This window comes from Chitinophaga rhizosphaerae (assembly GCF_003958645.1).
In the GTDB taxonomy this organism is placed as follows: domain Bacteria; phylum Bacteroidota; class Bacteroidia; order Chitinophagales; family Chitinophagaceae; genus Chitinophaga; species Chitinophaga rhizosphaerae.
Map to the genome: position 1 here is coordinate 1 of NZ_RXLO01000017.1, position 12,784 is coordinate 12,784.

7 protein-coding genes are annotated in these 12,784 nt (G+C 55.7%); 4 read left to right on the plus strand and 3 right to left on the minus strand.

Going from position 1 to position 12,784, the window contains the following annotated elements:
* Positions 1–263: 263 nt before the first annotated feature.
* From EJ361_RS24220 to EJ361_RS24230, 3 genes are all read left to right on the plus strand, one after another.
* The gene (locus EJ361_RS24220) at positions 264–968 is read left to right on the plus strand and encodes a ferritin-like domain-containing protein (protein WP_126249166.1); all 705 of its coding nucleotides are present in this window, start codon (positions 264–266) and stop codon (positions 966–968) included.
* Positions 969–983: 15 nt separating this feature from the next.
* Complete coding sequence (locus tag EJ361_RS24225; protein WP_126249167.1) at positions 984–1,826, plus strand: ferritin-like domain-containing protein; 843 nt, start codon at positions 984–986, stop codon at positions 1,824–1,826.
* Between the two features lie 149 nt (positions 1,827–1,975).
* Positions 1,976–5,263 carry a S41 family peptidase gene (locus EJ361_RS24230; RefSeq protein WP_126249168.1) on the plus strand — a complete coding sequence of 1,096 codons (3,288 nt, stop codon included), beginning with the start codon at positions 1,976–1,978 and terminating at the stop codon, positions 5,261–5,263.
* A 154-nt stretch (positions 5,264–5,417) separates the two neighbouring features.
* On the opposite strand, the gene EJ361_RS24235 is transcribed toward EJ361_RS24230, so the two are convergent.
* On the minus strand, positions 5,418–5,561 hold the full coding sequence (locus EJ361_RS24235) for a hypothetical protein (protein WP_205687103.1): 144 nt from the start codon (positions 5,559–5,561) through the stop codon (positions 5,418–5,420).
* Positions 5,562–5,655: 94 nt separating this feature from the next.
* Between EJ361_RS24235 and EJ361_RS24240 the strand changes: the two genes are divergently transcribed.
* Positions 5,656–7,452: a S41 family peptidase gene (locus EJ361_RS24240; protein WP_126249169.1), complete on the plus strand. Its 1,797-nt coding sequence runs from the start codon at positions 5,656–5,658 to the stop codon at positions 7,450–7,452.
* 74 nt (positions 7,453–7,526) lie between these two features.
* Here EJ361_RS24240 and EJ361_RS24245 read toward each other — a convergent pair whose 3' ends face one another.
* On the minus strand, positions 7,527–9,278 hold the full coding sequence (locus EJ361_RS24245; RefSeq protein WP_126249170.1) for a RagB/SusD family nutrient uptake outer membrane protein: 1,752 nt from the start codon (positions 9,276–9,278) through the stop codon (positions 7,527–7,529).
* An 18-nt stretch (positions 9,279–9,296) separates the two neighbouring features.
* Positions 9,297–12,566, minus strand: coding sequence for a SusC/RagA family TonB-linked outer membrane protein (locus EJ361_RS24250; protein ID WP_164714411.1), 3,270 nt, complete (start codon positions 12,564–12,566; stop codon positions 9,297–9,299).
* Positions 12,567–12,784: the final 218 nt, after the last annotated feature.

The window sequence follows — 12,784 nt, forward strand, 5'->3', positions numbered from 1 at the left end:
AATGGTGCAAGAATACCTGGATCACCACAAGGATGACCCAGGTGCTAATGCTGAAAATTTAATGCTGGAGTAGGACTTTAGTCCGGCATACCCAAACCTCTGCACTTTCAGTGCAGAGTATTTTAGTGTATGCAAACAACCGTATGTATTTTTTTCTGACGATTGAAACTAATTGGATTTTGGCCCCGTATATCTTCGTGAAAACATCCAAATCCATTCACTGAGAAGTACCCTTTTTTAATCCACCAGTAAAAGAAGATTTTATGGCAGAAAAATTGAATGTTCCACAGGAACAGGAGGGGCATGCCATGCTATCACAGAAAGGCCAGCAGCGCCGGCGGTTTCTCTCGCTTTTCGCGGGAACCGCTGCTGCGGCCACGCTGATGCATGCCTGTTCCAATAACGACGATCCTTCGCCCGATAATGGCGTCAATCTCGGCAGTGGCGATATCGGGATTCTCAATTATGCTTATGCGCTGGAGCAACTTGAAGCCGCATTCTACATTCGTGTAACGCAATCTTTTTTCAGCGGCGCTACGGCAACGGAGCAACAATTTCTCGCAGACATCCGCGATCATGAGATCGCGCACCGTGAATTTTTCCGGAATGCATTGGGTGGAAAAGCGATCCCCATGCTGGAGGCGGATTTCAGCAAGGTCGATTTCAGTAGCAGGGCGAGTGTGCTGGGAACGGCCAAGGCATTCGAAGACCTGGGCGTGGCGGCTTACAACGGCGCCGGCAAGCTGATCACCGATGGCGCTTACCTGTTGCTGGCAGGGAAGATTGTTTCGGTGGAAGCGCGGCACGCGGCCATGATCCGTGATTTGCTGAGCAATGGTTCTTTCGCCGACAACACAGCCGTAGACGCCAATGGGCTTGATATGGCGCTCGCACCGGCAGACGTGCTGAAAGTAGCCGGCGGTTTCCTTAAATCGAAGATCAACGCGTCCAATCTTCCCACTTCCTGATCTAAAATCCGAAACATGAACATCGAACATATCATTACCGAACTGGAACAGCAAGACCCCGAGCTCCACGACCGCATGAGCAGCCGGCGGTCGGCTATCAGCGGGCTGGCAGGCATTGGCGGCAAACTTGCCCTCGCTGCGATACCTTTCGCGCTGGGCAGTTTGTTTAAGAAAGCCTACGGGCAATCTACTACCGGCATCGTACAGGTGTTGCAATTCGCCCTTACGCTGGAGTATCTCGAAGCGGAATTTTACACCCTCGGCGCCGCGGCACCAGGCCTGGTGCCCGCCGGCCCGCCCACCGGCGCAATCGCCACGATCCGGGATCATGAGAATGCACACGTCTCGCTCCTCAAAACTACGATCATTTCGCTGGGAGCAACGCCGGTCCCCAAGCCCACCTTCGATTTCAGTGCGGGAGACGGCAGCGGGAACGGGCCGTTCAAGGGCGTTTTTTCGAATTATCCGCTCTTCCTCGCCGTGGCGCAGACTTTCGAGGATACGGGCGTCCGGGCCTACAAGGGGCAGGCGGGCGAGCTGATCGCCAGTAACGACGTGTTGACGGCCGCGTTGAAGATCCATAGCGTGGAGGCGCGCCATGCCGCCCATATCCGCTACATGCGGAGGAACCTCACGGCCAATGATACCATCAAGCCCTGGATTACCGGGAAAGATACCGGTGGTATCGGAGCCGCCGTGCAGGCCAGTTATAATGGTGAAGAAGTCAGCGCGCAGGCGGGGATCAATATCGTCGGGATCAACGGAACGGGCGTGGGGATGAATGCCGCCACAGAAGCGTTTGACGAGCCCCTGAGCAAACAGGCGGTGCTGGATATCGTAGCACCGTTTATCGTATAATTTGACTTGAGTTTTCCATCCCGTCGCGCCCCGGGCCTTCCGGCGGCGCGACATTCTTATCTTGCAATATCGATTTTCCGGCTTGGGATTTTATCCTTATTTTGCGCTACTGCCGTTTCTTACCGGCAATATCAAACCCAAGTCTGCTTATGATACAGAAAAGTATGTTCCTTGCCGCCGGCGCCTTCCTGCTGGCCGGCGCACCCGTCACCATGGCGCAAAGCCCCACCAAACTGCTCCGCAACCCTACGGTGAGCGCGCAGCACGTGGCCTTTATGTATGGCGGCGATATCTGGATCGCGAACCGCGACGGTTCCGCGCCAAAAAGGCTCACCATCAACCCGGCCCTGGAAACGGAGCCCGTTATTTCACCCGACGGCAAATGGGTAGCCTTTACCGGTAACTACGACGGCAATTCCGATGTATACGTGGTGCCGGTGGAAGGCGGCGAGCCCCGGCGCATCACGTTCCACCCCTCTTCCGAAATCGTTCGCGGCTGGGTGGATAACGATCATATCCTCTTCGCTTCCGGCCTGGAATCGCCCACGGGCAGTACCCAGCGCCTCTACACCGCCAGTCTCAAAGGCGGTCTCCAGCAACCGCATCAACGGATTCCCGAAGCCACCCAGGGCGCCGTTTCGCCCGACGGGAAATTTACCGCATACTTCAAAAATCCCGATCCTACCGAAGGCGGCGCCGTGTACCGCCCCTTCAAACGCTACCGCGGCGGTTATGCGCCTAAAATCTGGATCTTCAACCACGCCAATAACCAGATCGTGGAAATCCCCGGGGAAAACGCCAACAACATCCGCCCGCAATGGATCGGCAAAAACGTATACTTCCTCAGCGACCGCAACCACACCATGAACGTTTTCCGCTACGATACAGACTCGAAGCAGATTACGCAGGTAACGCACTACAAGTCGGACGATGTGAAATCGCTCCAGGGCGATGGTAAAACCCTCGCTTTCGAACAGGCCGGCACCCTCCACCTGCTGGACCCCGCTACCGGCAAAGTGACTAACCTTTCCGTGAGCCTTCAGGCGGATATTCCCTCCAAACGGCCGCGTTACGAAAAGCTGAATAGTTTCGAGAACGTATTCCTGTCGCCCACCGGCGCGAGGCTCCTCGTGCAAGGCCGCGGCGAAATCCTCTCCGTTCCCAGGGAAAAAGGCGATGTGCGCAACATCTCCAATTCCCCCGGCTCCCACGAACGCCTGCCGGGCTGGAGCCCCGACGGAAAGTACATTTCCTACGTGTCCGATAAAGACGGCAACTACAAACTCATCCTCCGCGACCAGAAAGCAATGGATACGCCGATCGAGATCGAACTCGGTAAAACCGTGTATTATTTCGGCCTGAACTGGTCGCCCGATAGCAAAAAGATCCTGTACAGCGATGCACACTTCAACCTCTTCGTGCTCGACGTGGCCAGCAAAAAGATCACCAAAGTGGCGACGTATGCCAACGGGAGCATCCCTTCCGGCGGCAGCAACCCGTTCCAGCCGTCGTGGTCGCCCGATTCGAAATGGATCACGTTCGTAAATGCCGAAGAGAATGGATTTGATGCAGTGTTCCTGTATGAAGTATCCGCCGGCAAAACCGTACGCGTAACCGACGGCATGAGCGATGCCAGCGCGCCTTCGTTCAGCGCCGACGGAAAATATCTCTTCTTCCCGGCCAGCACCAACAGCGGTATGGGCCTCAGCGGGCTCCACATGCAGACCTACGACCGCGGCAATGCAATGGCGCTATACGCCGCCGTGCTGTCGAAAAAAACGGCTACGCTTTTCACACCGGAAAGCGACGAGGAAACGGTGAAAACCGACGAAAAGAAAGAAGATAAGGATAAAGAGAAAGAGAAAGAGAAAGACAAGAAGAAAGACAGCACCAAAGCCACGCCAGCCAAGCCGGAGGCCGCCCTCGTTGATGCTGACGGCCTGCAGCAGCGTATTATCACGGTCCCGGTCCCGCAAGGCACTATCTATGGCGTGAACGGCGCGGTAAAGGATAAAATTTTCTACTCCGACGGAGGCGAGATCAAGTATTTCGACCTGAAAGAAAGAAAAACGGAAACCTTCGCCAAAGGCGGGCGTTTCATGATCAGTGCAGACGGGAAAAAAATGCTCATCGCCGCCGGCGGGAACAATTACCAGATCGTGGGAACGGAGCGGAAGCCCTCGCCAGGAGACGGCAAGGTAGACCTGTCTAAGGTGACCGTTTACGTAGACCCCGTGGCCGAATGGAAACAGATCTTCGACGAAGTGTACAAGATCGAGAAGGACTACTTCTACGTGAAAAACATGCACGGTGTGGATTGGGACGCCAACCGCCGCAAATATGAGGCACTGCTGCCGCATGTGAGCAGCCGCGCCGATCTCACTTACCTCCTCAACGAAATGATGAGCGAAATGGTGGTGGGCCACAACTACGTGGGCCTGGGCGATATGCCTTCCGGTCCGAGCGTGAACGTGGGCATGCTGGGGGCAGATTACGAAGTGACCGGCGGCCACTACCGCATCGCTAAAATCTACAACGGCGAAAGCTGGAACCCCGAAGCCAAAGCGCCCCTGGCCGTTCCCGGCCTCAACGTAAAGGAAGGCGATTACATCCTGGCCGTTAACGGCGTTCCGCTGACCGCTACCACCAGCATCCACGAACTGATGCAGAACCAGGCCGGCCGCCAGGTAACGCTGAAAGTGAATAGCTCCGCTTCCGAAACCGGTGCGCGCGACATCGTGGTGGAACCGGTCTCCGTGTCTACGGAAAACAGTCTCCGTTACGTAGACTGGGTGGAAGGGAACCGCAGGAAGGTAGACCAGCTGAGCGGCGGCAAGATCGCTTACCTGCATATGATCAATACGGGCCGCGAAGGGTATAATTCCTTCAACAGGTATTACTTCGCGCAGGCCGACAAAAAAGCCCTGCTGCTCGACGAGCGCTTCAACGGCGGCGGTTCCGTGGCCGATTATGTGATAGATGTGCTGAACCGGGAAGTAATGAGTTACTGGGGCGTGCGCGACGGCCGCAGCTTCACTACGCCCGGCAACGGCATCTACGGGCCGAAAGCCATGCTGATCAACGAATACGCAGGTTCCGGCGGCGATATGATGCCCTGGATGTTCAATCACAAGAAACTGGGCAAGCTGGTGGGTAAACGTACCATGGGCATCCTGGTGGGCATCAGCGGGTATCCTTCGCTGATCGACGGCGGTTATGTGACTTCGCCCAGCTTCGGAATTTACGATACCAATGGCAAATGGATCATCGAAAACGTAGGTACGCCAGCAGACGTGGATGTGGAACAAACCCCGGCCGATGTGATCGCCGGCCGCGATCCGCAGCTGGAGAAAGGCGTGCAGATCCTGCTGGAAGAACTGAAAACGAAAACCTGGCAGCCGGTGCCCAAGCCGGCAGATCCGGTTCGCGTGAAATAATCCGTAACGGAATTTTCCGAACGGCCGCCTGGAACAATCCGGGCGGCCGTTTTTTTATCCGTTTTTCATGATCCTTCCGGCAAGTCGTGGCGAAAGTCGGGCCAGTACTTTTTCCATGTCCGGGATGTGAATTCCGTTTACATAGGTAAAGAAATCAGCGGCCGGAGGATTTCCTGCGGATGCGGCTCAATTGCGTAGGCGTAACGCCCAGGTAGGAAGCGATGTGGTATTGCGGAACGAGTGCCTCCAACGCCGGGAACCGCTTGTCGAGGAAGCGATGGAGCTTATCATGTGGCATATCGGTGGGGCGGATTTGTTCCTAGATATACGGATTGCCGTTGCGCAATCGCGGCAAAACCATATATTCACCTACTTTTTAATGTTATACCTCCATGAAGACATTGACCCGGTTTCTCGCTTTCGGCATATTGGCATCGATCGCCGTAAATATCGTATCCGGTTGCGCGGCTGTCCCGGGCCGGCAGTTGGCATCCATCCAAGAACGCCCCATTTCCCCGGATACAGGTAAAACGGCGGATCTGGTGCTGCTGGCGCGGGTTTGGGGGTACCTGAAGTATTTCTCGCCCGTCATCAGCGAACGGAACATCGATTGGGATAAAGTACTGATCGATCAACTGAAATCGATGGACGAAAACCCCGCCGCCGGTGTGCTTCCCTCCATCCGCACGATGCTCGATTCCGCCGCACTTTCCGCGCCATCCGGCCGTAAGTCCGGCGCGAAGCAGCTCGCCGATGCGAAGGAGATCGAAAAAGTAAACATAAACCACCACTGGATCGCATCCGCAAAGCAGCTCGGCCAGGAGGAAAAAGACCGATTAACCGCGTTGGCAGATTATTTCAAGCCATTCAAGAATAAATACATCATCACACCCGACGTTTCCGGATATCCGTCTCCCCAATTCAGGGAAGAAACTTACGGGAAAGACTTCCTGCCCGAAAAGCACTTCCGGCTGCTGGCGCTTTTCCGCTACTGGAACATCATCGAATATTACCTTCCTGCGAAATACCAGCAGCAAGGCGGGTGGCCTGCAAAGCTGGCGCGTTTCATACCGGAGTTCGCCAATGCGGATACCGACCGCGATTACGCCCGCGCCCTGATCAAGCTCAATGCCGCCATTACGGACGGTCACAGTATCATGCCCACCCACGCTAAATTCCCGGAATACGTTCTGCCGGGCCGGCTCATCCGCTTGCCCTTTGCCATGGCTGTGATCGGCGATACGGTTTTTGTGCACCAAGCCGATTCCGGGTTTGCCGAATTGAGCGGGATGCGCCCGGGCGACCGGGTACATACCGTCAACGGAGCGCCAGTTAGCCGGTATGTTGATTTGTTGCGGGCCAACATGAGCGACCCGCGCAGCGAAATGAAGGACTATTATATTTCCGTATCGGGCATATTGCGAATGATGCCGGGGAGTGGCGATACGCTCACGGTCGGTTATGAAAGCGGCGGCCAGGCCAAAACGTTCCGCGGCCGGTACGGCGATGAGGAAATAGCGCAATACGGGGCTGCCGGTGCGAGGGCATGGGCGAAGCAGCAGGAAGCGCAGAAAATTGCGGCACCCAAACCTGCCATGCAATTGCTCGATGGCGATATCCTGTACATTGATCCCGCGAAATGGTCGGGCAAAATGGCGGACACCACGCGGGAATTGCTGTCGAAAGCCAAATCGCTCATCATCGAATGCCGTACCTATCCCAATTTCGATTTCATCAACTTCACGCATTTCCTGTTCAGAAAGCAGACGGAATGCATTTTATGGAACGGGACGATCGGCTACCCCGGCCTCACGAAAACGCTGGAGTACAAGCGCGGTCCCGACCGCAAGGTTCATTTCAAAGGAAAAGTAGTGGCGCTGATCGCGGAACGGTCTGTCAGCCGCCCGGAAATGCTCACCATGATCGTGAAGGCCCGTAAAGGCAATACGGTATTTTTCGGCCGTACTACGGGCGGTGCCGACGGAGACGTAACCCCAATCCCCATGGTGGGCAACCAGGACATGCGGTTCGTCATCTCCGGCCTCGACGTCCTGTATCCGGACGGCGGCTATACGCAAGGCATCGGCATCGGGCCGGATGTGGAAGTACCGTTGACCGTTGCGGAATTCGCCGGCGGGAAAGATGTTATCTATCAACGCGCCCTTCAATACCTCGCCGCAAACCCCTGAGCAACAGGTATACAAAACAGGAAAGGCGCCCTCATGCGGGGCGCCTTTCCTGTTTATAAAAATTGCCTGAGCGGCTACAGTCCGTCGTTCCAGTTCGGGTTCTGCGTCAGGATTTTGTTTGTCAACTGCCTTTCCTGGATGGGGATCGGCTGGAGGTAATCCCTGTTTTCCTGGAAGGTTTTAGTGGTAGTGCGGTTGATCAGTACGTTACCGGCATTATTTTCCAGCTCGATATCCTTGCCCAGTTTGAAGTACTGGACACCGGCTACTGCGGGGCTCGGCTTGTCGCCGGTGTAGATGTACACGTCGATCTTGCCGTCGCGGTCGAGGTCGTATTGGCCCGCACCGGGGAAGTACATCCCTTTGAACTGGCGCACTACGCTCTGGCCGGATTGCCAGCGCATGAGATCGTTCCAGCGGTGGCTTTCCATCACGAGTTCGATCCTTCTTTCCCGGCGGATTTCGAGGATAACGCCCTTGTTGGCGCCGGCCACGGCCGGGTATTGCGCGGCCATATAGGGGTCGGGGTTGGTGTTGGCGGCCACGAGATTCAGGTTGGGCATGGCTACACGCTCGCGGAGCTGACCGATGGATGCGTCGAGGTCGGCCTGCGTGAGGGTGCCCAGTTCCGCCTTGGCTTCGGCGAAGTTCAGCAGCACTTCCGCATAGCGGAAAACGGGCATGGAATTGATGGAACGGTTGTAAGAATCGAAAGACATGTCCGTCACGAACTTGATCAGCTGATAGCCGGTCACGCTTGCGCCGAAATCGGGCACCAGCGGGTTGTTGGTCCCGATGCGCGAGTAACCTGGCGTGCGGATGGTTTGGGCCAGGCGCGGATCGCGGTTTTGCGTTTCACCGTAAAACGTGATGGTGTCATACCGCGGAATGTCCGTAAAGCGGGAGCCGTCCGCCATCAGGTAGCTGTTCACGAGCTGCTTATCCAGCCCCGGCTTGCCGTAAGAGGATGTGATCGTGTAGTAGTTCACGTTATGCCAAACCGACAACTCATTGCTGAAGGTGCGGGCGAGGATGATTTCGTCCTTGTTCGGCGCGATGGAAGCGAACAGCTCGAGGTAAGCCTTGGACGGCGTGGATTTGTAAATTTTGTACTTGCCTGCGCTCATCAGCTGTTGCGAGGCAGCGGCCGATTTTTCCAGCAGGGCTTCCCAGCCGGCTTCGTTACGGTATTTTTTCCATGTCCCTTCGAACAGGCAAACGCGGCTCAGCAAGGCCATGGCCGTGTATTTGGATACCATTTCCGTGGATTGCGGGAAAGTGTTGATGTCCATATTGGCGATAGCGAAATCGAGGTCGGCAATGATGGAGTCAACCACCACTTTGCGGGGCGATCTGGGTTTGGTAAGGGCTTCCTTGTCCTGGTAATCGATGGTGTTGGTGTACCAGGGCACGTCGCCGAAACGCTGCACTTTGTCGAAGTAAAAATAGGCGCGGAAGAATTTGGCCACGGCGGCAAACCGGTTTACCTGCTCCTGCGGCATCACGCGGTTATAATTGTCGAGGTAGTAATTGATCTTCCGCAATTCGGTCCAGGTCCAGTTCCCGCCGGTCAGGGGCACAGTACGGCGGCCGGTCACCTGGTCGCTGAGGGATTGCTTCACGATGTTATCGATATCCTCGTTATACACGCCTTCGGCAGACGGGAATGCGCTGTAGAAGGAATTCAGGTAGAATTTCTGTTCGTTGTCGTTATTGAAATACTGGTCTGGCGCTACCTGCGAAAGCGGCTGCCGGTCCAGGAACTTGCTGCAGCTGCTGAAGAGCCCGGCCGCGGCGATGGCAAATATGGAAAGTTGCTTTTTCATTGTTGTGCGATTGATGGGTTAGAAAGACAGGTCCAGGCCGGCGGAAAATACTTTGCCGAAAGGGTACACACGGCCGTTGGAATCGGCATTGGCTTGTTCCGGATCGATGTACTTGTTGTCCAGTTTGGTCCAGGTCATCAGGTTGTCTCCGCTGACATATACGCGCAGGCGCGAAAGTTTCACGCGTTTCAGCAGATAGTCGGGCAGGGAATAGCCGATGGTCAGGTTTTTCAGGCGGAGGTACGCCAGGTCGCGCATGTACTTGTCATTGACGTTGGTGAGCGGGTTGTTGCCGTTGAGGGCGATGTAGCCGCGCAGGCGCGGGAAGTAGCTGTCCTGGCCTTTTTCCGGCGTCCAAACCTTATCGGGGAAGTCGGTGGGGAGGAAGGAGTAGTACGGACGGCTGTAAGGGCCCCAGAATTTATCTGCGTTGGCACCGGGGTACCAGTCTCTTTTACCGATGCCCTGGAAGAAGAACGACAGGTCGAAGCCGTTCCAACTGGCGCCGCCGTTAAAGCCGTATGGGTAGCGGATCTGGCTGTTGCCGAGCTTTACGAGGTCGCCGTGGTCGCTCAGGGTGTTCAGGCCGTTATTGATGATACCGTCGTTGTTGAGGTCTTTGAACTTCAGGTCACCGGCCAGCAGCCTGTTGTACTGTGCGGAGGCGTTTTTGATGTTGGAGCCCACGAGATCCTGGTTCACTTTGGCCTGCCATGCGGCGGCTTCTTCGTCGGTGTTGAAGTACCCGTCGGTCACATATCCCCAGATATCACCGTATTTCTGGCCTACGTAATAATCGTTCAGGCGCTTGTTGTCGTTGGAGAACCGGGTGATCACCGAGCTGAAATCGCTCAGGTTGGCGCCAACGTTCCAGTCAAAGGGTTTGCCGGCGAGGTCGAACGAGCTGCGGTAGTTGATGCTGATCTCGAAGCCTTTGGTGCGGAGGTCTGCGGCATTTTCCTGCGGTTCGCCGGTGCCGAACACTACGGGCAGCGTCGTGCCTTTGGTGAGCATGTCTTTCGTATCGCGGATATAGTAGTCGAAGCTCAGGGTCAGTTTGTTCTGGAACAGGCCTGCATCCAGGCCGAAGTTCTGCGAAGCTGTTTTTTCCCAGGTGAGGTTCGACGAAATCGCATTGGGCGAGGTGAGGTATTCCAGTTTCTTGCCGCTGTTGATCCAGTTCTGTGTGCCGCGGTTGAGCAGGAGAATGTAAGGGTATTCAGACCGCGTGACCTGGTTCCCGAGCTTGCCGTAAGAGGCGCGGAATTTCAAATCGCTGAGGGTGTTCTTGATCGGTTCGAAGAAGCTTTCCTCGCTGATTCTCCAGCCTGCAGACACTGAAGGGAAGAAGCCGAAACGCTTGTCTTTTGGGAACCGGGACGTACCGTCGTACCGGCCATTGACCTCCAGGAGGTATTTACCTTTGTAGTCGTAGTTGGCGCGTGCGAAGTAGCCGAGCAGCGCCCATTCTTTCTGCTCACCTGATGTGATGTAGTAACCGGAGCCGAGGCCGATATCGTTCAGGTCTTGCGACAGCAGGTCGCCGCGCTCGGACGTGATGCGTTTGAACTGTTTCAGTTCCTGGTTGTAACCCGCCATGAATTTCACGTTATGCTTGCCGTAGCTCTTGGTGAATTCACCATAGGCATTGGCAACGTGGTAGTAATCCTGGTTGGTTTCTTCGCGGAGGAAGTCGGGTCTGGGCACTTTGCTGATCACTCCGGGATAGATGGAGTAGGGCGAGGAAGTCTGCCGGAAGCTGGCCGTTGTCGGGTTGTCGTTATCCCGCGCAGGGTTCAGTGTAAAGGTGTAATTGGCGTACAGGTTGATGTTTTCGTTCACTTTAACGGTAACGCCCCAGGTGCTCATCAATTCATTCCAGCGTTGAACGCCTTTGTTTTTGCCGTACAGCAGGTCGGAAAAGAGGCCGTCGCCGATCTGGTAGTTGTTCAGGGCGGTGATGTAAGTGGCGGTGCCGTCGGGGTTTTTCGGGACATAGGAGGGAAGCGCGTGCACGGTGGAGTTCACGAAGTTCGTATTGGGATCCCAGCCCGGGTAGGTATACTTGCCGATCATGAGCTGCGTGTTGTTGGAGAACGTCAGCCATTTGTTGGCGCGCACGGTGAGCTTGGTGCGCATGTTGTAGGAGTTGTACACGTCGCGGTTGAGGCGCATCATGCCTTTCTTGTTGTACATGCGGCCCGATACGAGGAAGTCCACTTTATCGGTTCCGCCGGAAATGCTCAGGCTATGTTCCATACCGTCTTGCGCCGGCAGGAAAAATTCGTCCCACCAATCGGTATTCCCGTAATACACGTACTGGTCGCGGCCATTACGGTTATCGATCACCACGCTGGGGAGCGATTTGTCCGTCTGCCGCTTCTTCAGTTCTTCCATGTCTTTCGGTGTATACTGGGTATAGGTTTTACCGTTCGCTACGAAGAAGGCTTCGTCGTTCAGTGCCGCCGATGTATAGCCGTCGGTGATGAAGTCGGTGGAAACGGTGGAGTAGGATTTGTTGAAGTTGTTACCGTAGTTCACGGTGAGTTTCCCTCTTTTGGCGGCTTTGGTGGTAACGAGCACCACGCCGAAAGCGGCGCGCGCGCCATAGATGGCCGCTGCGGCGGCGTCTTTCAGCACGGTAACCGTTTCAATGTCGCGCGGGTTCACGTTGTTCATGGAGCCGGGCACACCGTCTATGAGTACCAGCGGCTGGGCGCCGGAGCTGAGCGGGTTGGTGCCGCGCACGTTGAACCGGCCGTTGGAGCCGGGGCGGCCGTCGGTGAACGTGATGTTCAGGCCGGGAACGGCGCCTTGCAGGGCTTGGGTGACGTTGGCGACGGGCCGGTTTTCAAACGCTTCTGCGCCCACCTGGCTGATGGCGCCGGTGAGGTTCACTTTCTTTTGGGTGCCGTAACCTACCACTACCAGTTCGTTCAGGCCTTTGGCGGCGTCTGCGAGGGTGATGGCGGGAATCGGGTTGTCGCCTTCTTTAAGGGTTTTTTCGGTAATCGATTGCGTTTCGAAGCCGATGAAGGTGAAAGTGATGGTAACGGGCGTGCCGGCAGGGAGCCCTGCGAGGCGGAATTTGCCGGTTCCGTCGGTAGCGGTACCTTTCCGCTGGCCGTCCGGCGTTTTCACTTCCACGGAAACGCCAGGTAATGGCTCGTTTTTCTGGCTGGATACGGTCCCCGAGATCGAGGCTCCGCCTTGCTGGGCCAGTACGGCCAATGGGAGGAGGCCTGTCAGGAACAGTCCCGCGCATAGTTTTCTAAGCATGTTGCGCATGATACAGTAGTTTATAGATTGATGTGTAATGAGCATGAGAAGTCCTGCAGGTGCGGTGTTCCGCCCTGCGGGTAATGTATGCGGTCATGAATGTTCCGTTTGCGGGCGCAAGATTGAAATTTATCCAGCGCTCACCTAACTTCCCAGGTTAAGGAACTATTAAAGAAATGTTAACTAAATGAAATAGTGGTGACATTTGACGTGGATTTTGATTTTAG